The 23,130-nt window shown below is 62.7% G+C and carries 23 protein-coding genes; 10 read left to right on the plus strand and 13 right to left on the minus strand.

What is annotated here, in order from left to right:
* The first annotated feature begins 3 nt into the window (after nucleotides 1-3).
* A complete protein-coding gene (locus tag O3298_RS11860) occupies nucleotides 4-258 on the plus strand; it encodes a hypothetical protein (protein ID WP_305059444.1) in 255 nt (84 codons plus the stop codon).
* Nucleotides 259-356: 98 nt separating this feature from the next.
* Here the strand turns inward: O3298_RS11860 and O3298_RS11865 are convergent, their stop codons facing one another.
* The 6 genes from O3298_RS11865 to O3298_RS11890 form a co-directional block, all read right to left on the minus strand.
* Complete coding sequence (locus O3298_RS11865) at nucleotides 357-3,191, minus strand: TonB-dependent receptor (protein ID WP_305059445.1); 2,835 nt, start codon at nucleotides 3,189-3,191, stop codon at nucleotides 357-359.
* 669 nt (nucleotides 3,192-3,860) lie between these two features.
* Entirely contained in the window at nucleotides 3,861-6,725 is a 2,865-nt protein-coding gene (locus tag O3298_RS11870) for a pitrilysin family protein (protein WP_305059446.1), read from the minus strand.
* Between the two features lie 122 nt (nucleotides 6,726-6,847).
* On the minus strand, nucleotides 6,848-7,180 hold the full coding sequence (locus O3298_RS11875) for a type II toxin-antitoxin system RelE/ParE family toxin (RefSeq protein ID WP_305059447.1): 333 nt from the start codon (nucleotides 7,178-7,180) through the stop codon (nucleotides 6,848-6,850).
* Nucleotide 7,181: 1 nt separating this feature from the next.
* Nucleotides 7,182-7,469: a type II toxin-antitoxin system Phd/YefM family antitoxin gene (locus tag O3298_RS11880; protein WP_289904851.1), complete on the minus strand. Its 288-nt coding sequence runs from the start codon at nucleotides 7,467-7,469 to the stop codon at nucleotides 7,182-7,184.
* Nucleotides 7,470-7,539: 70 nt separating this feature from the next.
* A complete protein-coding gene (locus O3298_RS11885) occupies nucleotides 7,540-8,526 on the minus strand; it encodes a diguanylate cyclase (RefSeq protein WP_251348580.1) in 987 nt (328 codons plus the stop codon).
* Nucleotides 8,527-8,627: 101 nt separating this feature from the next.
* Entirely contained in the window at nucleotides 8,628-9,533 is a 906-nt protein-coding gene (locus O3298_RS11890; RefSeq protein WP_305059448.1) for a sensor histidine kinase, read from the minus strand.
* A gap of 283 nt (nucleotides 9,534-9,816) precedes the next feature.
* Between O3298_RS11890 and queE the strand changes: the two genes are divergently transcribed.
* From queE to O3298_RS11930, 8 genes are all read left to right on the plus strand, one after another.
* Entirely contained in the window at nucleotides 9,817-10,452 is a 636-nt protein-coding gene (gene queE / locus O3298_RS11895; RefSeq protein WP_034785949.1) for a 7-carboxy-7-deazaguanine synthase, read from the plus strand.
* Nucleotides 10,453-10,462: 10 nt separating this feature from the next.
* A complete protein-coding gene (gene queD / locus O3298_RS11900; protein ID WP_034755997.1) occupies nucleotides 10,463-10,909 on the plus strand; it encodes a 6-carboxytetrahydropterin synthase QueD in 447 nt (148 codons plus the stop codon).
* The gene (gene tadA / locus O3298_RS11905) at nucleotides 10,902-11,411 is read left to right on the plus strand and encodes a tRNA adenosine(34) deaminase TadA (RefSeq protein ID WP_251348582.1); all 510 of its coding nucleotides are present in this window, start codon (nucleotides 10,902-10,904) and stop codon (nucleotides 11,409-11,411) included. The genes queD and tadA overlap by 8 nt, the downstream gene beginning before the upstream one ends.
* A 245-nt stretch (nucleotides 11,412-11,656) precedes the next feature.
* Nucleotides 11,657-14,020: a TonB-dependent hemoglobin/transferrin/lactoferrin family receptor gene (locus tag O3298_RS11910; protein ID WP_305059449.1), complete on the plus strand. Its 2,364-nt coding sequence runs from the start codon at nucleotides 11,657-11,659 to the stop codon at nucleotides 14,018-14,020.
* A 61-nt stretch (nucleotides 14,021-14,081) separates the two neighbouring features.
* Nucleotides 14,082-15,236, plus strand: a complete 1,155-nt coding sequence (locus tag O3298_RS11915) for a hemin-degrading factor (protein ID WP_289914645.1) — start codon at nucleotides 14,082-14,084, stop codon at nucleotides 15,234-15,236.
* A gap of 163 nt (nucleotides 15,237-15,399) precedes the next feature.
* Complete coding sequence (locus O3298_RS11920; RefSeq protein ID WP_099667853.1) at nucleotides 15,400-16,317, plus strand: alpha/beta fold hydrolase; 918 nt, start codon at nucleotides 15,400-15,402, stop codon at nucleotides 16,315-16,317.
* Nucleotides 16,318-16,354: 37 nt separating this feature from the next.
* Complete coding sequence (gene ldcA / locus O3298_RS11925; RefSeq protein WP_305059450.1) at nucleotides 16,355-17,272, plus strand: muramoyltetrapeptide carboxypeptidase; 918 nt, start codon at nucleotides 16,355-16,357, stop codon at nucleotides 17,270-17,272.
* A 14-nt stretch (nucleotides 17,273-17,286) separates the two neighbouring features.
* Nucleotides 17,287-18,465, plus strand: coding sequence for a DUF418 domain-containing protein (locus O3298_RS11930; protein WP_305059451.1), 1,179 nt, complete (start codon nucleotides 17,287-17,289; stop codon nucleotides 18,463-18,465).
* Here O3298_RS11930 and O3298_RS11935 read toward each other — a convergent pair.
* Complete coding sequence (locus O3298_RS11935; RefSeq protein ID WP_305059452.1) at nucleotides 18,462-19,178, minus strand: SOS response-associated peptidase; 717 nt, start codon at nucleotides 19,176-19,178, stop codon at nucleotides 18,462-18,464. The genes O3298_RS11930 and O3298_RS11935 overlap by 4 nt on opposite strands.
* A gap of 144 nt (nucleotides 19,179-19,322) precedes the next feature.
* Between O3298_RS11935 and O3298_RS11940 the strand changes: the two genes are divergently transcribed.
* Nucleotides 19,323-19,544: a hypothetical protein gene (locus O3298_RS11940; protein ID WP_099667857.1), complete on the plus strand. Its 222-nt coding sequence runs from the start codon at nucleotides 19,323-19,325 to the stop codon at nucleotides 19,542-19,544.
* Nucleotides 19,545-19,557: 13 nt separating this feature from the next.
* On the opposite strand, the gene O3298_RS11945 is transcribed toward O3298_RS11940, so the two are convergent.
* The 6 genes from O3298_RS11945 to O3298_RS11970 form a co-directional block, all read right to left on the minus strand.
* The gene (locus tag O3298_RS11945; protein WP_305059453.1) at nucleotides 19,558-19,803 is read right to left on the minus strand and encodes a hypothetical protein; all 246 of its coding nucleotides are present in this window, start codon (nucleotides 19,801-19,803) and stop codon (nucleotides 19,558-19,560) included.
* Nucleotides 19,804-19,874: 71 nt separating this feature from the next.
* Nucleotides 19,875-20,204: a hypothetical protein gene (locus tag O3298_RS11950; protein ID WP_251348591.1), complete on the minus strand. Its 330-nt coding sequence runs from the start codon at nucleotides 20,202-20,204 to the stop codon at nucleotides 19,875-19,877.
* A gap of 236 nt (nucleotides 20,205-20,440) precedes the next feature.
* Nucleotides 20,441-20,647 carry a hypothetical protein gene (locus O3298_RS11955; protein ID WP_251348592.1) on the minus strand — a complete coding sequence of 69 codons (207 nt, stop codon included), beginning with the start codon at nucleotides 20,645-20,647 and terminating at the stop codon, nucleotides 20,441-20,443.
* A 101-nt stretch (nucleotides 20,648-20,748) separates the two neighbouring features.
* Nucleotides 20,749-21,318, minus strand: coding sequence for a manganese efflux pump MntP (gene mntP / locus O3298_RS11960; protein ID WP_070218395.1), 570 nt, complete (start codon nucleotides 21,316-21,318; stop codon nucleotides 20,749-20,751).
* A gap of 178 nt (nucleotides 21,319-21,496) precedes the next feature.
* Nucleotides 21,497-22,351, minus strand: a complete 855-nt coding sequence (locus tag O3298_RS11965) for an undecaprenyl-diphosphate phosphatase (RefSeq protein ID WP_305059454.1) — start codon at nucleotides 22,349-22,351, stop codon at nucleotides 21,497-21,499.
* Nucleotides 22,352-22,427: 76 nt separating this feature from the next.
* The gene (locus O3298_RS11970; RefSeq protein ID WP_305059455.1) at nucleotides 22,428-23,048 is read right to left on the minus strand and encodes a LysE family translocator; all 621 of its coding nucleotides are present in this window, start codon (nucleotides 23,046-23,048) and stop codon (nucleotides 22,428-22,430) included.
* Between the last annotated feature and the right edge of the window lie 82 nt (nucleotides 23,049-23,130).

Below are 23,130 nucleotides of genomic sequence, written 5' to 3' on the forward strand. Positions count from 1 at the left end.
CCCATGTGCGCAAAGAAATTCGTCCCGTACGCCAATGAAAGCGATGTGCTGGAGATCGGCGGCCTGAGCATCGAAAACCGTGTCGACCGCATCAGCATCAGCGGCGACATCGACCTGACCCTGGACAAGCCGGGCCTGGCGCTGGCGAAACAGTTGCAAAAACTGCTGGGCGACGTGGTGGCGCAACTGGAAAAGCAGGAATTGCCCGACCAGCTGCCGCCGCCCGAAGTGACGTCGGTGGCCAATCCCTTCGAGTAGATTGCTGAAGGCAACGCCGGGAGCGTTTCCGCATCTGATGTCGGCACGGCAAAAAAAACGCCTCCCGAAGGAGGCGTCAAGAGCGTGCCTGCAGCTAATTAGAACGTATAACGTCCGTTGAAGGTGAAGTAGCGGCCATAGTTGTTATGCAAGCCCTCGTTGTAGCCCGTAGTTGGGTAGCCTGGATCGTAAGGCGCGGCACGGTCGAACAAGTTCTGGATGTTGATGCTCAGACTCACGTTCTTGAAACCCGTGTAGGTATAGCCGAGACCGACCGTGGTCCAGCTGGCGACCTTGCAATCCGGGAAGGCAGTTTCATAGCCGGGAATCGAGGTATTGCGATCCGGCGCCGCATCGGTCGGCTTCTTCGTGCCATAGGCACAGAAAGGCTGGTCGTAGACGGTAGCGCCATCGCGGAAGCGCTTGAGCGAAATGCTGTCGACGAAATTGAGCGAGGCATTCACGTTGTGATCGCCCTTGGTCCACGACGTGGTCAGCGAGGCTTTTACGCGCGGCATGTCCGTGCCCACGCCCAATTGCCAGTCGGACAAGCCAGGACGGCTGCCGGTGACGTTATTTTCCACGTCGCCTGCCACCTGCGCCATCTTGTAGCTGTAGACATAGGTGGCGCGGAAGGCCGAGCTCAGCGAACCCCATTCGCCGAGCTTGTTGCGCATGCGCGCTTCCAGGTCGATGCCCTTCAACTCGGTGGCACCTTGGTTGGTCCATGGCGTCTTGACCCCCAGCAGCGGGCCCGTGCCTGGAATCGGATTGCCATTCGCGTCGGTGATGAAGTTGACCGGATTCTGGTCGCGGATGACGTTTTCAGGCATCCGGTCTTCGTTTTTCAAGGCGTCGCTGGCCGTACCCAGCGCCACTTCCTTCTCCTTGCGCACCTTGTACACGTCGACCACGAAGTCCAGCCAGTTTGCCGGGGAGTAGATCAGGCCCAGCGAGTAGCTCTTCGAGGTTTCCGGTTTCAGGTCGGGATTGGCGTTACCGACGCCCGAAGTCGTCTTGTTGCAGTCGGAAGCGACGCCATTCGGACGCGGCGTCTCTTCATCCTCCTCGCAGCGTTTCGGGTCATACACGCCGCGCAGGAAATATTGCGCACCGCCGGGCGTCACTTGCGACAGTGCCGGCGCGCGGAAGCCTTCGGCGTAGGTGCCGCGCAGCGCCAGCGTATCGGTGACTGTCCATTTGGCACCCACCTTCGGCACGAAGTTGGTCTTGATGCCAGGATATTTGTCGACGCGTCCGGCGAAATCCATTTCGAAGCTTTTCGTGAATGGCGTGCGCAGTTCGACGAAAGCCGACTTGACATTGCGCTGGCCGTCAATGGCGGTATTGGCGACACCCAGGATTTGCCCGCTGGCCGTCAGGCTGTCAGGATCGATGCGGATTTTTTCGCGCCGCAGTTCAAAGCCCACCGCCAGTCCCATGGCGCCGCCGCCGAGTTGGCCAAATTCCGTGCTGGCCTTGCCATCCCACTGGAGAATTTCAGCTATGCCGCGGTCTGTGACATCGTGGCCAAGCGTGGGATCGGCCACCAGTTGCGCCAGCGATGTACCTGTGTTGAGCTTGCGCAAGGTTGGCAGGTACAGTTGGCCATATGTTGTTTCTTCGCGCTCAGAACGATTCCACAGCACGCCGCTTTCCCAGTTCCAGCCGAAATGGTCGCCTTGCAAGCCAGCCAGCAGGCGCGAGTTTTCATTCACGGTTTGCGAGCCGCCCCGCAGGTTTTCGAAACGGTAGTTGACCGAGGCGCGTGCATTGCTGAGCGGATTGTCCGGGTGGCCGATGGGCAGGATGACCTGGAAAGGTTCGCCCGTTCCCGTGGCGGTAAAGTTGGTAACCTGGGCATTGCCCAAGGTAATAGGCAATCCCGTGTAGCTGCGGCTCGAACGCGTGTAGGCCCCTTCGGCGAAACCTGTCACCTTGCTGTTGATCTTCAGCGTGCCGCGTGTCAGGACACTGGCATCCTTGCCGGCGCCCGTGCCTTCGAGGAACTGGTCACCGTTGTAGTTGCAGAAGGTGCGGCCGATCAGCACGCTGGTTGGCAGCAGGCCGTCCTTTGTGCCGCCCGTAATGCGCTCGCTGGGATCGCAGCCCAGGTTGAAGGTCATGCGGGCCGGGCCATTGGCCTGGGTGACGCCAAAGCTTTTCGATCCGGGTGCGGACTCGCGGAAAATCGTTGCATATTTCGACACGGCGCTCGAATAGTTCGAGCGGAAACGGCCGTTCAGGTCCTGGTAGGTGGAATAGGCGATGTCATTGACATCGCGGCGCGCCACGCGATCGCGTTCGGAGTAATCGACGGCGACAAAGACGTTATAGCCGTCGGTATCGAAGTCGCCGGTGCCGAAAAAGCCATTGATGTTCTTGCGGCGGAAACGGTTGTCGTCGTTGGCGCTCGCATTGGCGGATAACTGGCCGCCTCGGTAGTTCGATTTGGTGATGAAGTTGATGACGCCGCCGATGGCGTCCGAGCCGTAGACGGCCGATGCGCCATCCTTGAGGATTTCCACGCGGTCGAGGGCGGACAGGGGGATGCTGTTCAAGTCATACAGGGTCGAATTGCCATTGTTCGGATCGGCGTACGCGGATGGCGTCATGCGCCGCCCGTTCAGCAGGATCAGGGTGGAGCTCGATCCCAGGCCGCGCAATGATGCCGTGGCCACGCCCTTGGCGAAGCCGCTGCCGCTGGCCTGATCCTGATTGGTATCGGTGCCCATCGATGGAATCAGCTTCATCAGTTCGGCCACCGTCGACGCGCCGCTGTCCTTGATGTCCTTGGCGGTAATCACGTCGACAGGCGAGGTGCCTTCCTTGTCGGCGCGCTTCAGGTTGGAGCCGGTGATCAGGATTTTTTGCAGTGCCGGCTCCTGCGGAGCCAGCTGGGCATAGACCAGTTGCGAAGAAGACAGGGTCAATGCGACTGCGATGACGCTTTGTTTTAAGACTATTTTTTTGAGCAAAATATTCTCCATCAATTTTCAACTGCTGAACACATGGCCGACCATCGTTGTGCAATGTCCGGCTTTCCCGGTCTAGTGAATCGCTTGAGCGATTTTTGTTGCAAAACCGTATAAACAGTATTGCCTAGACCTTTATCAAAACATCTTCGGAAACGCCGCGCTATGTTTTTTTTAATATTGTCACGTTGACACAACAGTTAATCTAGAATATTTTTGCGCTTACATATTTGATAAAAAATTGATGGCGTTAAAAAGAAACTGTGCTAATAAATTCCAAATTATTACATTTTATGTAATAAAAATATTTTCCATAAATCAGGTAAGTGTTTGTTTTATATGTGTTTATTTTAAATTTAATCCGCGTTGTGATAAATTGTCATTTTTTCATACGTCCAGGAATGTTGCAAATTTTTACATTTGTAATATTTTGCAGATGCACAATTTTGGTGCGTCGGCGATTATCGCTGGCCCTACTGGGGAGGGCGAGATAATGCCGGGAGATAATCAAATAATGTCGGAACATAATTAGAGCCTGGTGCTGCGATGCATCATTTTCGTGCATAAAAAAAGCCGCCAGCATTATGCTGGCGGCCATAGCTGCATTTATCTGGTGCGTTGCCGCGGCTATTTGGCGAACGCCTGTGCCGCCGGCGTGACGGTGACGGCCGCCGGCTTGATGTCCAGCTTCATCGCGCCGATGACCTTGTCTTCATCGAGCAGCGCCTGCGGCTTGTTGCCGTCGTACTTGATGGGAGAGAACGCGTCGCTGACGAGCTTATCCTTCAAGCCGGCCGCATCCTTGGCGACGATCACCACGGACAGGTTCTTCGCCGACAGGTGCTGCTGGATGGCGCGGTTGACGTCGGCCAGCGTCAGTTTCGACAAGCCATCACGCATCAACTTGGTAAATTCCGGCGTGCCATACCATTGCGAATCGAGCGCATAACCGAGTTGCTGGTCTTGCGTCGACGTCATGACGAAGACGTTCTTCATCAGGTAGTCGCGCGTGGTGGCGAAATCGTCCTGCGTCAAGCCGTTGTCGACCAGCTTGCCCAATTCCGTCAGTGCCACGCGCAGGGCGAAATGGGCGTTGTCCGGCGCCACGGGGCGGATCCAGATTTCGAACAGCTGTGCCTTGCGGCCCAGGTTCGGGTTCGGGAAGAACTGGTACATGCCGCGCGGGAAGGCTTCGATGTACGCGTAATCGCCATAGTTCATGCCGCGGATTTCACGGATGCGCTGGTACAGGTAGGAATTCGAGGCGCGGTGCTCGCCCAGCCACGTCTTCGCCAGCCACAGGGCGGGGAAGTCCGGGTGCGTGCGCGTCACGTCCAGCGGCAAGCCGAAGGAAATGGCCGTGGCGCGCGTGTTTTTCTCGATGATTTCCACTTCCAGGCCCTGCGCCTTGCGGCCCGCGGGTTTCACGGTGGCGGGCAAGCCCGGGCCGGCCGGCAAGCTTGCCAGCGCCTGCGTCAGCGAGGCCGTCATGGCGTCCGACACGTCGCCGGAAATGCCGACCTTGACGGCGCCTTGCGCATACGCGCTCTTCCAGAACTGTTTCACGTCGTCGAGGGTGATGGCGTCGATGCCGGCGACCGTGCCCAGCACGGGGTGGCCGTACGGCGTGCCCGCATACACATTCGTTTGCAGGCGTTCCTTGGCGAATTCCTCTTCGTTATTGTCCTTCAGGTCCAGCAGCAGCGCGTTCTTTTGCGCATCCTTCAGGCGGCGGAAGTCGTCTTCGCGGAAACCGGGCGAGAGCAGCAGCGGCAGGGCGATGGCGTTGAACTGGGTCCAGTTATCCTTGTGGATGGAACCCGTAAACGTCGTCATTTCCTTGTCCGTCTGCTGGCTGAAACTGCCGGCCAGCGGGAACAGGGCCTGGTTGACTTCGTCGATCTTGCGCTCGGACGAACCGCCGGACGCCACCATGGCGGCCGTCAGCGCGGCCAGGCCTTCCTTGCCTTGCGGGTCTTGCGCGGAACCGGCCATGAACAGCAGCTTGTAGCGGATCTGCGGCAGCGCCGACTTTTGCACCAGCACGTCGAACTTCGCGGTCGGGGCGGCCGGCAGCAGGCTGGCCAGCTTTGGCGTGGCGGCGATGGCGGCCGCAATCGGCTGGTGCGACAGGGTCGTCACCACCAGGCCCTCGTCCGTCAGGTATTTGCGCGCGGCCGCCTGCAGGTCGGCCGGCGTGAGCGTATCGATCAGGCGGTAGTACTGGTTGATGGTGGCGTAGGAACGGTCGAAATGCACGAAGGAAGCCAGGGTGCCGGCGATCTGTTCCGTGTTGTCGAGCGAGCGGATCAAGCCGTATTTTTCCGCCGACTTGGCGTCCGCCAGGTCTTTGTCGCTCACTGGCGTGTCGCGCAGCCGCGCCACGGTGGCCAGGATGGCGTCGCGCACGTAGACGGCGTCATCGATGTTTTTCACGCGCGCGCCCAGCACGGCCAGGGTCGGGTCGACCCGGTCCGGCGTCATGTCGAACAACTGGTCGACCTTTTGCTCGTTCTGCACCAGGCGTTTATACAGGGGCGAGGTGCGGCCGAACGACAGCGACAGCAGGGTGGCCAGCGCGGCCTGGTCCTTGTCCTTCACGGAAAACGCGGGCGCGTGGAAGCCCACGGCCACCCACGGCAGGGTCGGCGTGGGCCAGACCACATGCTTGTAGACGGGGCCGCGCGGCTTTGGTTCCACGGGCACGGCCGCCTGCTGCTTGCCGCGCTGCCAGCTGCTCCAGTATTTTTCCACCAGCGCGATCGCTTGCTGCGGTTCCACGTCGCCGGCGATGATGATGGTGGTGCGCTCGGGACGGTACCAGCGGTCGAAGAAGAGCTTCGAATATGCGTACTGGTTCGGCATGTCTTCGATGTCCTGAATGAAACCCATCGTCGTGTGCTTGTAGGTATGCGTCGTGTAGGCGCTGTCGCGCATCACTTCGAACAGTTTCGACACGGGATTGGCGCTGTTCTTGTTGTATTCGCCCAGCACGGCACGCGATTCCGTCTTGAACGCGTCTTCCGCATAGTCGAGGTGCTGGAAGCGGTCCGCTTCCACCTTCAGCACGGTTTCCAGGTCTTGCTTGGCAAACGTCGTGTGGTAATTGGTCAGGTCGTCGCTCGTATACGCGTTCTGGCGCGCGCCGGCGCGGGTGATGACTTCCTGGTATTTCTCGGGCGGATAAGCCTTGGTGCCGCGGAACATCATGTGCTCGAAGAAGTGGGCGAAACCGGACTTGCCCGGCTCGACTTCGTTGCGCGAACCCGTCTGCACGGGAATCTGCAGCGAGACGAGGTTCGGGAAGCCGGTCGGCACGATGATGATCTTCAAGCCGTTGGGCAAGGTCTTTTCCGTTGCCTTGAATGGCAGCAGATCGGCCTTGCTGGCCGCGGCGCTATGGGCGGCGGCCGGTTTGACGGGCGCGGCGCCCAGGTTCGACGAGGCCATGGCCGACAGGGCCAGGGCGAAAGCGGGTAACAACACAGGCATGATTCTTGACACGGGGGCTCCTTCTTTTTCTGGAATGTGGAAAGTGCAACGCCGCAGCATAGAATATTCGTGCCGCCGTGCATAGGGGCAAGGCGCTGTCGGAACGCTGCGCTGGGGGGAGATTAAAAGTCGGGCCGCAGGATGCGCGCCGTCAAGTGGGCGAGGAAGTCGCGTTTGGTGGGCAGGAACATGCGGATGTACACGGTGTCGTGCGCGCGGTCATGGTGGTAGATGACGCGGATCACTTCGCACAGGCGTTGCTCCACATCCATGCCGACTTCGCGGGCGGCCGCGACGGGTGTGCCGCTGTCGGGGAAGGTCTTGAGATCGGCGAATAATTGCCGGAAAGCTGCGATGAACTGCGCGTGCGCTGCCGCCGTGTGGCGCGCCTTGAAGTCGCTGCGCAGTTCATTGAAATCGGCTTGCGCGCTTTTCAGCACGACGATGCGCGCCATGTCAGTCCTGATCGAGGCTGGCCAGGAAGTCTTCTTCGGACACCACGTCGCCGCGCGCGATGTCCTGGTTGCCCATGGCGATCAGTTTCATGAATGCATGCTGCTCCTGCATCTGCCGCGCTTGCCGCTTGCCTTCCTGATACGCGTGCATGGACAGCACGACCATCTTCGCTTCGCCATTTTGCGTGATGATGATGGGCTCGTCCTGGCCCGCGTCGAAGCTGTTGACGATGTCCGTCGTATTGGCCTTGAGATAGGAAATCGGCTTGATGCGTTCCTTGAGGTCCATGGCGGCTCCGAATGCGAAAAACTGTGATAGGACTAAATATACACCAAATTTGGTCGTGCTTCCCTGTTGCCTACGTGAGCGTCGTTTCCGGCAGGCTGATGCGGTTACGGCCCAGGTGCTTGGCGCGGTACAGGGCGCAGTCGGCCGTGTGGATCAGCTGTCCCAGTTCCGTGCCGGGGCCGGGCAGGGCCGTGGCGGCGCCGATGCTGACGGTGACGCAGGCACCGTCGGGACGCTTGCGCGGCAGTTGCAGCCGTTCCACGCGCTGGCGGATGCGTTCGGCCACGATGGCCGCGCCCTTGAGCGACTGGTTCGGCAGGATGACGGCAAATTCTTCGCCGCCATAGCGGGCCACCAGGTCGTTCGTGCGCATTTCGCTGGCCACGGCGCCGGCCACCTTGCGCAGGCACAGGTCGCCGCCCTGGTGGCCATGGCTGTCGTTGTATTCCTTGAAATTGTCGACGTCGACCATCAGCAGCGACAGGGGCTGGCCCTGCCGCTGGGCGCGCTGCCACTCGGCCAGGATGGTGTCGTCGAAGCAGCGCCGGTTTGCCAGGCCCGTCAGGCCGTCGCGCGTGGCCAGGCGTTCCAGTTCCACGTGCGCGCGTTTTTCATCCGTCATGTCGCGCAGGGTTTCGACGACGGCGATCAGCTCGTCGTGATTGCCATAGATGGGACTGGCATCGACGGCCAGGTAGCGCCGCCGCCCCGTGCGCGGCATGTCGCACCAGTTTTCCGCGCACAGATTGCCGCCCGTGCTGCTGCGGTACTGCTGCTGGGCGTGCAGCGCGCGCATGTCGCCGCCGCGCCCGGCCAGCAGCAGGTCGGCCAGGGTGGGGCGCTCGTCGTTGTAGAAGCAGCGGCCCGGCTCGCGCGTGCGCAGCACTTCGGCCGCCGGCACGCCCGTCAGCTGCTCGCAGGCGCGGTTCCAGATCATCACCTGGCCATGCACGTCGAGGACAAAGGTGGGCACCACCAGCAATTCCATCATCTTGACGGCAAAACCCTGGGCTGCATCGCAGGGCGATGCGCTGGCATGAGCATGGCTATCCGGCATGTAAGCATCCTTCTTGGGGTGAATGGGGCTGGCTCGTTGGCCATGATGCAGCGCAGCGGGACGGAAGGTGTTGATATTGAGCAATATTTATGGCACCACGATCAGTCGTGCAGCACGGGCGCCTCCTCGCAGGCGGCCAGCGGCAGGGACAGGCGCAAGGTGGTGCCGGCGCCGCTGCGGCTTTCGATGTGCAGGCTGCCGCCGGCGGCGGCCACGCGCTCATGCATGCCGGACAGGCCGCAGCCGAGGCGCGGTGGCGAGCCCGACAGCCCGACGCCGTCATCGCTGATGCGGCATGCCAGGGTGGCTCCCGCTTGCTGCAGGCTCAGCTGAACATGCGTGGCGCGCGCATGGCGGGCGATGTTCGCCAGCGCTTCCTGCAGCACGTGATACAGCAGCGGGCCGTGCGCGCTGCCGGCGGCGGCGTCGAGCCGGTAGTCGCAGCTGCAAGCGATGCCCGTGGTGCGCTTGAAATCGGCCAGCAAGCCGTCGCACGCCGCTTGCAGGCCCGCGTCGAGGGCGGGCGGGCGCAGGTCGTGGATGACGCAGCGCAGCGCCGCGATGCTGAGGTCGATATTGCGCGCCATCATATCCAGTTGGCGCGCCAGCAAGGGGGCGGCGTCATGCGTGCTGGTCTGCAGCATGGCCAGGTCGATTTTCAGGGTCAGCAGATGCTGGCCCAGGTCGTCGTGGATGTCGCGCCCGATGCGCAGGCGTTCCTGCGCGCGCGCCTTGTGCTGTTCGCCGGCCAGGCGCGCCTGTTCCGCCTCCGCGCGCAGCTGTTCCAGTGCCTGCAGGCGCAGCGCCAGGCGGCGCTGGCGCCACAGCAGCAACGCCAGCGCGCCGAGCAGGACGGCACAGGCCAGCATCAAGGGGGAGGGCGTGCCGGCCGGCTGCATCGGCCCGGCGGCATGGCCGGCGTGCAGGGCCGCGAGTGCGGCCGCCGCCAGGCAGGCCAGAATACTCAGGCGGTACGGCGGGCGTAGCCAGCGTTGCACCATATCCATGCTCCCTCAATGTTTTCCATCAGGCAATGTTCTTACAGAAAATATATTAACTTGAGATCATTTACATTGTCTAAACGCAAAAGCCGCGCAGTTATGCCTGCCCGTGTCGATTTCCGGCCCCCGGATGCCGCAGCGGCAGGCGGCGGGCACGGCATTTGCACGGGAAGTGTCGCGGCGGCATATAATAGAGGGTTGTCAATCGGCTTTTGCGGTAACGGCGCCACGCGCCAGCCCCGATGCGTTCGCCCTGCGCGATGACGCCAGCCAGCTCTTAGGAAATACAGTGACTTATAGCATCAAAGAGATTTTTTATACCCTGCAGGGCGAAGGTGCGCACGCGGGCCGTCCGGCCGTGTTTTGCCGCTTTTCCGGCTGCAACCTGTGGACGGGCCGCGAAAGCGACCGCGCCACGGCCGTGTGCCAGTTCTGCGATACGGATTTCGTCGGCACGGACGGCGAACTGGGCGGCAAGTTCAAGACGCCGCAGGAACTGGCCGCGCTGATCGACAGCCTGTGGCCCGCCAGCTACGCGCCCAGCAAATACGTGGTGTTTACGGGCGGCGAACCGCTGCTGCAACTGGACACGGCCCTGATCGACGCCATGCACGCGGTCGGCTTTACCATCGCCATCGAAACCAATGGCACCTTGCCCGTGCCGGCCGGCGTGGACTGGATCTGCGTCAGCCCGAAGATGGGTTCCACCCTGGTGGTGCACAAAGGCAATGAAATCAAGGTGGTCATCCCCCAGTTCCAGCAAGACCTGGCCGCCTACGAACAACTGGACTTCGAGAACTTCTTCGTGCAGGCGATGGACGGCCCCCTGGCCGCGCACAACATGAAGCTGGCCATCGAAACATGCAAAAGCAACCCGAAGTGGAAGCTGAGCCTGCAAACCCATAAACTCCTGCAAATCCCTTAAAACAAATAATATGCTGACTATCACACGCAAGCTCGAATTCGACGCGGGCCACCGCATTCCCGACCACAAAAGCCAGTGCCGCAACCTGCACGGCCACCGCTACACGGTGGAAATCACCCTGGTCGGCAAGGTCATCGAAGCGGAAGGCAATTCCGACAATGGCATGATCATGGACTTTTCCGACGTGAAAACCCTGGCCAAGCAGCACCTGGTCGATGTGTGGGACCACGCCTTCCTCGTGTACGAAAAGGATACGGCCGTGCGCGACTTCCTGGCCAGCCTGCCCGACCATAAAACCGTCGTCATCGACCGCATCCCGACCGTGGAAAACCTGGCGCGCATCGCCTTCGACATCCTGAAAGCCGCATTTACCGACCATTTCGGCACGGGCTTGCACCTGCATAAGCTGGTGTTGCATGAAACGCCGAATTGCTGGGCAGAAGTGACCGATGACTGAAACGCACGCTAGCGCGCAGGACGCGCGCTACATGCAGCTGGCCCTGGAACAGGCCCAGCACGCATGGGACCTGGGTGAAGTGCCCGTCGGCGCCGTCGTCGTCAAGGATGGGGTAGTCATCGCCGTCGGCTACAACCAGCCCATCGGCCGCCACGACCCCACGGCGCACGCGGAAGTCATGGCCTTGCGCGCGGCCGCCGAAAAGCTGGGCAACTACCGCTTGCCCGGCTGCGAGCTGTACGTGACGCTGGAACCGTGCGTGATGTGCTCGGGCGCCATGCTGCATGCGCGCCTGGCGCGCGTCGTGTACGGCGCGGGCGACCCGAAGACGGGCGCCTGCGGTTCCGTGCTGAACCTGTTCGAGCAGCCGGCGCTGAACCACCAGACGGCCATCGCTGGCGGCGTGCTGGCCGACGAGTGCGGCGCTTTCCTCAAGCGTTTCTTTGCCGAGCGCCGCCGCGCGCAGGCGGAAGCGCGCAAGCTGGCCCATCCGCCGGCCTGATTTCGCCCCAGACAGGGCGGGGCCGCCACGGCCTTGTCCCGCGTGCCAGCCATGCCAGCCACCCCGGCTGGCATTTTTTACAACTGTTGCGAAATAACATCTGTCTAGACCACTTTGCCATTCTCAAATGAGAATGATTCGTGTTACAGTATTGTTTTCGCCAGCAAACTTTCCTTATACATCGTTAACACTTTCGTTATCGATCCGGGTTCAAGAGCCAGCCTTTACTCTTCCACCGGATCATCATGACTACTGTGCCTACGCAGCGCCTCGCTGCACCCGTCGTATCCCCAGCTCACCTGCCTGTCCGCCGCCATAACCTGGTGCTGCGCGCCGCCTTGCTGGGCCTGTTCGCCGCGCCGCTGCTGCCCGTGGCCGCGCAAAACGCCGCCGTCAATGCAGGCACGGCCGCGCAGGAACCGGCCAAGCTGCCTGTCTTCCCGGAAATCGTCGTGAACGCCAAACAGGATTACGAGCGCCGCGCGGGCACCAAGACGGTGATCCGCAGCGACGACCTGGAGCGCCGCAACGTGACGGACATGGCCGGCGTCGTGCGCTATCAGCCGCTGATCAGCACGTCAATGGCGGCCTCGGGCGGCGGCGGCATGTGGGATGGCGCGGGCAATACCGGTTACAACATCCGCGGCCTGGAAGGCAACCGGGTCAGCCTGGAACTCGACGGCATTTCCCTGCCCGACGCGGCACCCAAGCCGGACAGCAGTAACATGAACGCCTTCGGCATGGGCCGCGATTATTTTGATCCAGAAACTTTCCGCGAAGTGCGCATCGATTCGGGCACGACGGCCGTCAGCGGCGCCAATCCCGGCCTGGGCGGCGGCGTGGCCTTCATCACCAAGTCGCCCGAAGATTACCTGGGCGAAGGGGTGGACCATTATGTGGCGTATAAATACGGCCGCGCCACGGTGGACCGCAGCAATGCGCACACCCTGACGGGCGCCGCCAAGATCGGCGCCAGTCTGCAAGGCCTGGCAGTGTACGTGCACCGCGATGGCGAGCAGCTGGACAGCCGCGGCAGCGCCACCGTCAACCCGGATGACTGGCATTCGAACGCCTTGCTGTCGAAGCTGGTGTGGGCCTTGCCGGGCGAACAAAAGCTGGACTTGACGGTCGACATGTTCGAACGCAAGAACAAGCGCGACCTCAACAATAAAGTCAGCGCCATGTACCCGGACGGCGTGCAGCAGGATTCCACCACCAAGCGCACCCGCGTCAGCCTGGGCCACGAGGTGGTGCTGAAGGATTTCGCCCTGTTCGACCGCCTGACCTCGAAAGTCTACCTGCAGAACGCGAAGATCGAGGACAAGAGCAAGGGGCGCTATGTTTACCGCGGCAACTCCCTGCGCGCCATCGACACCAGCTTCAAGAATGACAGCATCGGCCTGACCTCGGAAGCGTTCAAGCAGCTCAACGCCGACAACGCGCTGCTGTACGGCGTGCAGCTGGAACAGGCCAAATCGCGCCGTCCCTGGATGGAAGACCGCACCCTCATCGCCACGGGCGAGCACCAGATCACGCGCAAGAACCGCATGGCCGACATGGATGTCACCAAGCTGGCCCTGTATGTGCGCGACGACCTCAGTTTCGACCTGGGCGGCAAGAAAGCCGTGCTGACGCCGGGCCTGCGTGCCGACTACCGCAAACTGGAGCCGAAAAACCTGCAGAACTATCTGATCGGCGTGCCGAATGCGGCCAAGGAAGTGCGCAAGGAGAGCGATTCCTACTTCACGCCGAGCCTGAGCCTGTCCGTGGAAGTGCTGCCGGAAATGCAAGCCTACGCCACGTTCACGCGCGGCACGCGCCTGCCGACGGCGATCGAACGCACGGGTACCTATGATTCCATCAGCTATACGGGCACGGGGAATGGCTATGCCGTGCTGGGCAATCCGAATCTGGGCAAGGAAACCAGCAAGGCATATGAACTGGGGCTCAAAGGCGACGTGACCAGGGGCTTGAGCATGCAGGCGTCCGTCTACCAGACGGAGTACAAGAACATGATCGAGTACGTGGCGCAAGAGCTGGATCCGGTGAATTACCCGACCCTCACCCTGGGCCTGTTCCGTCCGGAAAACATCGGCAATGCGCGCACCTGGGGCGCCGAGCTGAGCCTGCGCGCGGAGCTGGGAACCTGGTTGCCGGCCATGCAGGGCTACCGCGTCGACCTGGCCACGGGCGTGGCCAAGGGCCGCTCCTTCAATACCCTGACGGGCGAGAGCGGCGGCCTGGCCTCGGTGGCGCCGGCCAAGACGGCGCTGACCTTCGGCTATGACCATACGAACAAGTTGTTCGGCCTGGAACTGACGGCGCTGCATGCCGGCGAGAAACAGGCGCCGAACGATTTGCTGATGGGCGGGACCGCGCCGCTCTTCAAGGTGCCGTCGTACACCATCTTCGACCTGTCGACCTACTGGAACGTGCATAAGAACGCCAAGATCATCGTCGGCGTGTACAACTTGACGGATCGCAAGTACTGGGATTACGCCGCCGCGCGCAGCCTGGCCGCCGGCACCACGGCTGCCAGCCGCCTGGAGATCGAGCGCTACGCCAAGCCGGGCCGCAACGTCGCCGCCAGCCTCAGCGTCAACTATTGATTTCTACCGGGGAGGGGTGCTTGCCCCTCTTTTTTTCCATGTTTGATTGAATGGTCTCTCTATGAAGTTATCCAAACTCGTTCTATCCCTGCTAGGCAGCCTGCTGATCGCAAACGCATACGCGGCCCCAGCCACTTTGGCGGAACGCTGGTCCACCTTGCGCACGGAGCAGCCGAAGCTGCAGATCCGCGACGCGGCGCGCGCGCTGGGTGTATCCGAAGCGCAATTGCTGGCAACCAACATCGGCAAGGGCGTCACTCGCCTGCAGGCCGACGGCAACCAGCCGCGCGAAATCATGCGCGCCGCGCTGGACCTGGGCATCGTGCAAGCGATCACGCGCAATGAAAACGGCGTCATCGAAACGACGGGCGTCGCCAGCAAATTCAAGCAGGCGGGCGACAAGTCCGAGCAGGCCGACGCCAAGGACCCGGAAACGGAAGCGCGCCAGCGCAATATCGCGGGCGGTTACCTGGGCGGCCAGATTGACCTGCGTTTCCACTTTGAAAACTGGAAATACGCATTTGCGGTAGAACAAGCGGGCCGCGATGGTAAGCCGACGCGCAGCCTGCAATTCTTCGACGCCAACGGCACGGCCGTGCACAAGATCTACCTGCGTAACGAGCCGGGTGTGGCCGTCTACGATAAATTGGTGGCGACCTTCCGCATGCCCCAGCAAAGCGCGGAGCTGAACGTGCTGGCCGTGGCGCCGAAAGCGGCGGAAAAGCCGGATGCCGAGATCGACGTCAAGGAATTCCAGCTGGCCTGGAAAGACATGACGGACGTGCACCAGTTTGCGCAAATCATGCGCGAATTCCACCTGTCGCGCGAACAGGCCCTGCGCCTGGCGCCGGCCGGCGTGGTCGAGCGCGTGACGCCAGCGGCGCTGCGCACCCTGCTGGAAAACGCGGCCAAGGACAAGGTCGCCATCATGGTGTTCCTGGGCAATGAAGGCTTGACGCAGATCTACAGCGGCAAGATCGAGAAAACCATGGCCGCCGGCGGCTTCTTCAACGTGCTGGACCCGGACTTCAACCTGCACATCCGCGACACGGCCCTGCGCAGCGGCTGGATCGTCAAGCGCGGCGGCGTCACTTCCGTCGAGTTCTTCGACAACGACGGCACGCAAGTGGTCTCCTTCTTCGGCGTGCGCGAGCGCGGCAAACCGCAGCCGCAAAGCTGGGTGGATCTGGCCGATTCCTTGCCGAAGGCCAAGTAAGCAGTAGCGATGATTCTGCACGGTTGCCGCGCGCCGTACCGGCGCGGCAACACTTCAGCTTGTGTACCGCGTGCCGGTCTCATGTCTGAAGCACAATAGTGGTATGCTGATTGCAAGGCCGCAGCGATCGTGCCTGCGTGCTGGTTCCTGAAGAGAGGCAATCATGGCAACCATCATGGCGAACGGCCTCAACATAGCTTATGAGAGCCACGGCAACCCCGATGACCCGTGCGTGCTGCTGGTCATGGGCCTGGGCATGCAACTGATTGCCTGGCCGGCGGACTTCGTCGAAGGCATCGTCGAGCAAGGCTTTCGGGTCGTGCGTTTCGACAACCGCGACAGCGGCCTGTCGAGCAAGATGGCGCTGGCGGGCAAGCCGTATCTGCCGCTGGCCTACGTGAAAAACCTGCTGGGCTGGCCCCTCAAGACTTCCTACACCCTCGATGACATGGCGGACGATGCGCTGGGCTTGCTGGCGTCCCTGCGGATTGCCCAGGCGCACGTGATCGGCGTGTCGATGGGCGGCATGATCGCGCAAGTGATGGCGGCGCGCGCGCCGCTGCAGGTGCTCAGCCTGACCTCCATCATGTCGAGCAGCGGCCGGCGCGGCTTGCCCGGCCCCACGCGGGCCGCGCGCAATGCGCTGCTGCAACGCCCGAAACGCAACGCCAGCCGCGCCGAACTGATGGCGCACATGGCCGCCACCGTGCGCGTGATCGGCAGTCCCGCTTATCCCGTGTCGGAAAAACTGCTGTACCAGCGCATCGAAGCGGCACTGCAGCGGGGCAGTTGCCCCGAAGGCGTGGCGCGGCAAATGGTGGCGATCGCCGCCTCGGGCGAGCGTACGGCCTTGCTGCCGAGCATCAGTTGCCCGGCGCTCGTGATCCATGGCGCGGCCGACCCCTTGATCCCCGTCGCCTGCGGCATCGATACGGCGGCGCTGATCCCCGGAGCCCGGCTGGAAGTGATCGAAGGCATGGGGCACGACATGCCGCCCCAGCTGATCGAGCGCCTGCTCGCCTTGATCGATGTGCATCTGCAAGGTAAGATGGCGCCCCAGATGCGCTCCCAGCCAGCTTGAGCCAGGCGCGCCCACCACTTGACTAGCCAGGCATATTTTGAAGACACCTGAGATTGGCATTGCCATCGTCGCGCCGGGCGGTTGTGCGCCCGACGAGGCGGCTTTGGCGCGCGGCATCGCCCGCTTGCAGGCGCAAGGCGCCACCGTCCACAATTACTACGACCCCGACCACACATTCCAGCGCTTCGGCGGCACGGATGCGGGCCGCCTGGCGCAGTTGAACGCGGCCGCCGCCGACCCGGCCGTGCAAGTGGTGATCGCCTTGCGCGGCAGCTACGGCATCAGCCGCATCCTGCCCGACATCGATTTCGACCGCATGGCCGACAGCGGCAAGCTGTTTGTCGGCTACAGCGATTTTACGGCCTTCCACATGGGCTTGCTGGCAAAAACGGGGCGCGCCAGCTTTGCCGGCCCCATGATCTGTGACGATTTTATCCGCGACGAGCCCGAGCAATTTACGCTGGATCAACTGTGGTCGTGCCTGGCCGGTCCCACGCACACGGTCACGGGCGCGGCGGCGGGCAATCCGCAGGTAGAGCTGAGCGGGCAACTGTGGGGCGGCAACCTGGCCATGCTGGTTCACTTGCTGGGCACGCCGTATTTCCCCCAGATCGATGGCGGCATCCTGTTCCTGGAAGACGTCAACGAACACCCGTACCGGGTCGAGCGCATGCTGCTGCAACTGCTGCACGCGGGCGTGATCCAGCGCCAGCAAGCGGTTGTGCTCGGTGACTTTTCCGGCTATAAACTGAGCCCGATGGACAAGGGCTACGATGTCGATGCCATGCTGGCCTACGTGCGCGAGCGCCTGCCCGTGCCCGTGTTGACGGGACTGGAATTCGGCCACATCCGCCGCCGCGTCACCTTGCCGTTCGGCGGCCAGGCGCGGCTGCAATCGGATGCGTCCGGCTTCAGCCTGCAGGTGGGCGATTACCCGACCCTGGCGCGCCCCTGAACGCCGTTGCTTCCATGCACGTCAAACCCGGACGCCTGCTGCAGCTCGATGTGCTGCGCGGCATCGCCGTGTTTGGCATCTTGCTGGTGAATATCTGGTCGTTCGCCTGGGGCAGCCTGTCCTTGCGCTACGGCACCTTGCCGGCGCAGCCGCCCGTGCTCGACCAGCTCGTCATTTTCGGCGTGGCGGCGTTAGCGCAATTCAAGTTTTACCCCATCTTCGCTTTTCTGTTCGGCGCCGGTTTTGCCCTGCAGACACGTTCCCTGCGGCGCCAACTGGGTAGCTGGGAGGCGGCGCAAGCGGCTTACCGGCGCCGTTTGCGCTGGCTGCTCGTGTTCGGCCTGCTGCACGGCTTCTGCATCTGGAGCGGCGACGTGCTGACCTCGTATGCCGTCGCCGGCATGCTGGTCCTGCCCCTGCTGTCCGCCAGGCTCAGCCGCGTGCGCAACCGCGCCTGGCTGGTGGCGGCCGGTTTTCTATTATTCATGTGCCTGTTGATTCCTGTGGGCCAGCAGGGCGGCGCGCCGGACATCGCACGCGACCTGCAGGCCTTTGCGGAGCGTTACGCGGTCTACACGCAGGGCGGCGCATGGGCCGTCGCCAGGCTGCGCGCCAACGATTTCCTCGTCTCCTTGCTGTACTCGGCCGTCATGCTGCCGCATATCATCGTGCTGTTCTTGCTGGGCATCTTGTCCGTGCGTTTCGGCTGGCTGACGCAGCCGCAGCGCCACCAGCACCTGTGGCGCTGGGTGCGTGCCGTGGGACTGGGCGCGGGCTTGCCGTTCAACCTGCTGGCGGCGGGGGCCGTCGCGTGGCAGGTGGCCGATCCGTATCAAACCGTGTTCGACACGGCCCTGTTCGAAGTGGGCCTGTTCGCCGGCGGCCCCGTGCTCGCGGCTGGCTATGTGGCCGCGCTGATGCTGGCCGGCCCCTTCATGCTGCGCTGGCTCGGTGCATGGCTGGCGCCCGTGGGACGCATGGCGCTGAGCAATTATCTGCTGCAATCGCTGATCGGCACCTGGCTGCTGCAGGGGCCGGGCCTGGGCTGGGGCGCAACACTGCGTCCCGCCGAGATGCTGGGCCTGGCGGTCGTGATGATGGCGGGGCAGGTGCTGCTGAGCCGCTACTGGCTGCGCCATTTCAGGCAAGGTCCCATGGAAGCGCTGTGGCGCCGCCTTGCGCGCCTGCCTTAATCCGTACCCCAGTCGAACGTACTTTGCGCCGCGGCCGGCGGCGGCGCCTTGGCCCTGGCGGACGGCACCAGCGGATTGTCGACGGCATGCCATTCGAACAAGTCCACGTCGAGCATGCAGGTGCGCGCCAGGTGCAGCGCTTGCTCGGGTGTCAGGGCGGGGGCCAGCCAGCGGTGCGCGTCTTCCCGGCTGACGGCCACGGGGCGGCGGTCGTGGATGTCGACCATGCCGCCCATGCTGTCGGCCGTCACCAGCACGAAGCCCGCTTCTTCCCGATTGACCTTGTAGGGGCCGAACTGGGCCAGCGCCAGCAGGAACAGGGGCGCGCGGTCCTTGCGGTGGATGTGCCACGGCTGCTTGCCGCCTTTCTCGCCCGTCCATTCATACCAGCCGGAAACGCAGACGATGCCGCGCCCCGCGCGCAGCAAGGGTTTCCAGTAGGCGCCGGCGAGCTTTTCCAGACGGGCATTGATGGCGATGGGGATTTTCTTCTTGCCGGGAGCGGGCGTGGCCGCGGCGGCCCAGGCGGGGCGGTAGCCCCAGAAGACATCGTCGACCCGGTGCACGCCATCCTGGATGTGCAGGATGGGCCGGTAGGTACCGGGCGAGACGTTCAGGTGCGCTTCCGCCTCGCTGTCGAACACCGCGTCGGTCCAGCCGAAGGATGACGCCAGCACGCGCGCCGTGTCATTTTGATCGAATCGTCCACACATGGGGAAATCATACCCGATCGCCTGCCGGCGCGAGCGCGGCGCGCGCCCTTTTCGTGAGTGTGGTCAAACGTACAGACGTGGGCGGCCGCAAGGCGCATAGTGGAAGCCAGTCAGGTCCCTGACGCTTCTTGCATCGGAGGAATTATGCCTTTTGAAAATCCCACCATCCACAAGGGTTTTACCATCAGCGCCACGGCCAGCCAGCGCCGCGATGGCCGCTGGGTCGGCTCGTATGTCAGCCAGAACCAGGCGTGCGGCGCGTATGCGGATACCTGCGATTACGACGATTGCAGCAATGAAAAAGAGGCGCAGCAACTGGCGCTGTCCGTCGGCTGGCGCCTGGCCGATGGCGTGCCGGCACGTTGAGACCGCTTGCGGGTCAGTGTTTTCGCCGCAGGGCCAGCAGCAAGCCGGCCACGGGGAACAGCAGGGCGGTACCCAGCCGGACGGAGGTCAGCGAAGCGGCCTCCACGCCCACCACATGCGGCAAGGCCAGCAGCAACAGGGGCGTGGGCACGGCGATGGCGAAGAAAAACAGGTACCACGAATAGCCATTCTTCTTGGCCAGCAAGGCAATCAGGGCGCAGCCGACGAGGAAGGCCAGCGGCAAGTTCACATATTCCATGGTTTTGCGTTTTCATCCGGGAAAGCGCGTCATTATACGCGCGCCCAGGGCGCTGGTTTGGCTTGCCGGCGTCAGTTGCCGACGAAATCCGGCGGCTGCGGCGCTTGCGTACCAGCCTGCGTATCGGCCTGTGTACCCGCGAGCGGCGCCTCGGCCGGCAGCAGCGCCTTGATGGCGCCGTTATAGATGAGTTCCTGGGCGTACGCCGAGGCCTCGATCAAGGCCGCATGCACGGATTTGAAACTGCTCGGCGTTTCAATCAGCACGGGCTTGGCATACGCCTGCAAGGTATCGCCGCGTTTGCTGATCAAGATCATGCCCCGGTAGCGCCCATCCTTCTCCAGCGCCCCCGTCACATGAAATTCATAACCCCTGATCTGGTGTTTTTGTTCCTGATCCATGTCTCCCGCCTCCAATTCCATTGTCACGGCATTGGGCCATCAATTCGATAGGAACAGCAGAGTGTTTGATCTGAATCAAGACCGCCATTTCAAGCCACGATTCGACGCAGGTCTCGGCGCTTGTCGCAAGCGTAGCGAGCGGCGGTGATGTGTGGCTGAGAAGCGCAACTGCACTTCGGTGCGGTGAGCATCGCCAGCCGCAAAGCCGCCCGTGCAGTAGCTTGCGGCCGCCGTCATCATCCAGCGCGGATGGCACGGATCTGCTGGGCTGTTTCTTCGATTTCCCGATACGCTTCCTGGATATAGCCATCGAGCGGATGCCCGTCCATCCACTCGAAATAGGCGCGCTCGTCGTGCTTGATGGCAAAAGGGACGTGGTGGTCGCGTATCGATTCGGCCGTTTCGCGCACCAGCGAGGCAAAAAGCAGCTCAAGAGTTTCCATGATGGTCACCTTGCGGGACAGGAATGCAGAGCCTTGAATGTAGCACAAAGTGGCGCGTCGCCTGCGCCGCCGGCCATTGCGTGCGCAAGCCTTGCCTGGCCTCAGGCAGGATGGCCGATATGTTCGTACAGGATCACGCAGCCGATGACGATCAGCACCAGGCCGCCCACCAGCTCGGCGCGCCGGCCCGCCACCGTGCCCAGCACGCGGCCCAGCATCACGCCCAGGGTGACCATGACGAAGGTGGAAAAGCCGATGGCGGCGGCCGTCACGACGATGTTGGCGCCCAGCAAAGCCAGACCCGCACCCACCACCATGGCGTCGATGCTGGTGGCCAGGCCCGTCACGGCCAGCACCCAGAACGAGTGCGACTGGGCTGGCGCTTCTTCTTCGTCGGCATCGGAAAGGGCATTGCGTATCATCAACAAGCCGATGATGCCCAGCAGGCTGAAGGCGATCCAGTGGTCCCACGCTTCCACGTAGGGCGCGGCCACGCTGCCCAGGGCCCAGCCGATGATGGGCGTGATGGCTTCGATGACGCCAAAGATCAGCCCCGTGCGCAGCGCTTCGCGCCATTGCGGCTTGTGCAGGGCGGCGCCCTTGCCCACGGCGGCCGCGAAGGCATCGGTGGACATGGCAAGCGAGAGGGCGGCGGTGGCGGCGAAATTCATCGTTGGCTTTCAGTAAAACCTGGCTGGGATAATAAAGCAACAACGCCGAAGAAAACGTAGCGAGCGGAAGGGAGTTGCGGTCGAGAAGCGCAACTGTACGCAGGTACAGTGAGCATCGCAGGCCGTAAATCACGACGCGCAGTAGGTTTTATAGGCGTTTAACGCAAACCCGGCGATTTTACCCTACGTACAGCACCACCAAGGAGGCCAGCAGGCAATATGCGCCAAAGAAATGCCAGCGCCCTTGTTCCAGCCAGCCCGACAGCCAGCGCAGGGCCAGCAAGCCGGCCAGGAACGACAGCAGCATGCCCAGCAGGCTGGGGCCGAGCAGGTGCAGCAGGCTGTTGCCGTGCTCCAGATGATCGAGGCTGCCGTTTGCCACGGCCTGGTAGAAGCGCCAGCCTTCCTTGACCAGCACGGCCGGCGTCAGCACGACGGCCAGGGCGAAGCTGAATTCTTCCGCGCGGCGCTGCGGCACGCCCATGGCGATGCCGGCGGAAATGGTGGCGCCCGAGCGGGAAAAGCCCCGGAATGGCAGGCACAGTCCCTGCACGGCGCCGATCACCATTGCCTTGCCGATGGACAAGGTGCCATGCTGGCGCGCCTGCAGGCGCGACGACACAATGATCAGCACGCCTGCGGCGGCCAGGGCGGCGGCCATCAGTTTCGCGTTGCCGAACAGGTGCTCGATTTCAAAGCCGGGCGCATCCTTGCTCATGACGTGCGTAATGCCTTTCAGCAAGCCAAAGCCGACGATGCCCGTCAGGGCCGTGGCGGCCACGAGCAGCAGCACATTGCTGCGGAAGGCGGTGGCCGAGCTGAAATACGTGGCGCGCCAGGATTTCCAGAAATACACGATGACGGCGAACATGGTGCCCGTGTGCAGCATCACCAGCAGCATGGTCAGCTCCGGCGACGTGGGGTCCAGGCCCATCAGCTTTTCCGCCATGATGACGTGGGCGGAGCTGGACACGGGCAGCAGCTCGGCGAAGCCCTGGACGATGGAAAGAATAAATAGTTGTAAAAAACTCATGGATATCTGTACTCGGCGGGGGGAGAAGGGTCGCCGATTTTACCCGCCGGATGTGGCGGGCACGTCCCGCGCCAGATTACAGTTTGTCCATGTTGGCGCAGGCGAGCGCGACGCCCAGCGCCATCAGGACCGCGCCGATCAGCCGATCGATGCTCCGCTGGTGGCTGACCATGCGCATGCGGAAGCGCGCTTGCGAGAAAAAGACGGCCACCAGGGCGAACCAGGCCAGGTGGATGGCGGACATGCACAGCCCGTAACCGAACTGGACTGCCAACGGCGTGCCGGGCTGCACCACCTGGGTGTAGGTGCTGATGACAAACAGGGTCGTTTTCGGGTTCAGGGCATTGGTCAGTAAGCCGTTGAGCAAGATTTTATGCCGGGGCACGCTGGCGCCGCCGTGCAGGTCGATGACGAGTCCGGCGTGGTTGGTCCAGGTGTTCCAGCCGATCACGGCCAGGTAGAGGGCGCCGGCCAGCTTGATCGCTGTAAATATCGCAGGCGAACCGGCGATGAGCAGCGCTACGCCAAACATCGTATAGAACACGTGCACTTGCACGCCCAGCGCGATGCCGAGCGCGGCCAGCAGGCCGGCGCGGCGGCCATGCAGATAGCTGTTGCGCGTGACCATCGCGAAATCGGGGCCGGGGACGATGGAGGCCAGCAGGGTAATCAGGGCAACGGCAAGCAATGCAATCATGTGTCTTCCTTGGGCAGTGGTGGCGCCCGCACGGCCATCGGTGACTATTTCTCGCCTATTGGGCAAGGGCGCGGCGCGCATG

The sequence above is a fragment of the Janthinobacterium sp. SUN137 genome (genome assembly GCF_030587265.1).
GTDB lineage: Bacteria > Pseudomonadota > Gammaproteobacteria > Burkholderiales > Burkholderiaceae_D > Janthinobacterium > Janthinobacterium kumbetense.

Coding starts and splice junctions, on each gene's coding strand:
- O3298_RS11870 (WP_305059446.1), bottom strand. CDS start 6,725: ATGCCTGTGTTGTTACCCGCTTTCGCCCTGGCCCTGTCGGCCATGGCC.
- O3298_RS11955 (WP_251348592.1), bottom strand. CDS start 20,647: ATGGAAACTCTTGAGCTGCTTTTTGCCTCGCTGGTGCGCGAAACGGCC.
- O3298_RS11940 (WP_099667857.1), top strand. CDS start 19,323: ATGCCTTTTGAAAATCCCACCATCCACAAGGGTTTTACCATCAGCGCC.
- O3298_RS11920 (WP_099667853.1), top strand. CDS start 15,400: ATGGCAACCATCATGGCGAACGGCCTCAACATAGCTTATGAGAGCCAC.
- O3298_RS11875 (WP_305059447.1), bottom strand. CDS start 7,180: ATGGCGCGCATCGTCGTGCTGAAAAGCGCGCAAGCCGATTTCAATGAA.
- mntP (WP_070218395.1), bottom strand. CDS start 21,318: ATGAATTTCGCCGCCACCGCCGCCCTCTCGCTTGCCATGTCCACCGAT.
- O3298_RS11880 (WP_289904851.1), bottom strand. CDS start 7,469: ATGGACCTCAAGGAACGCATCAAGCCGATTTCCTATCTCAAGGCCAAT.
- tadA (WP_251348582.1), top strand. CDS start 10,902: ATGACTGAAACGCACGCTAGCGCGCAGGACGCGCGCTACATGCAGCTG.
- O3298_RS11965 (WP_305059454.1), bottom strand. CDS start 22,351: ATGAGTTTTTTACAACTATTTATTCTTTCCATCGTCCAGGGCTTCGCC.
- O3298_RS11930 (WP_305059451.1), top strand. CDS start 17,287: ATGCACGTCAAACCCGGACGCCTGCTGCAGCTCGATGTGCTGCGCGGC.
- O3298_RS11950 (WP_251348591.1), bottom strand. CDS start 20,204: ATGGATCAGGAACAAAAACACCAGATCAGGGGTTATGAATTTCATGTG.
- queD (WP_034755997.1), top strand. CDS start 10,463: ATGCTGACTATCACACGCAAGCTCGAATTCGACGCGGGCCACCGCATT.
- O3298_RS11945 (WP_305059453.1), bottom strand. CDS start 19,803: ATGGAATATGTGAACTTGCCGCTGGCCTTCCTCGTCGGCTGCGCCCTG.
- O3298_RS11885 (WP_251348580.1), bottom strand. CDS start 8,526: ATGCCGGATAGCCATGCTCATGCCAGCGCATCGCCCTGCGATGCAGCC.
- O3298_RS11970 (WP_305059455.1), bottom strand. CDS start 23,048: ATGATTGCATTGCTTGCCGTTGCCCTGATTACCCTGCTGGCCTCCATC.
- O3298_RS11915 (WP_289914645.1), top strand. CDS start 14,082: ATGAAGTTATCCAAACTCGTTCTATCCCTGCTAGGCAGCCTGCTGATC.
- O3298_RS11890 (WP_305059448.1), bottom strand. CDS start 9,533: ATGGATATGGTGCAACGCTGGCTACGCCCGCCGTACCGCCTGAGTATT.
- O3298_RS11935 (WP_305059452.1), bottom strand. CDS start 19,178: ATGTGTGGACGATTCGATCAAAATGACACGGCGCGCGTGCTGGCGTCA.
- O3298_RS11860 (WP_305059444.1), top strand. CDS start 4: ATGTGCGCAAAGAAATTCGTCCCGTACGCCAATGAAAGCGATGTGCTG.
- O3298_RS11910 (WP_305059449.1), top strand. CDS start 11,657: ATGACTACTGTGCCTACGCAGCGCCTCGCTGCACCCGTCGTATCCCCA.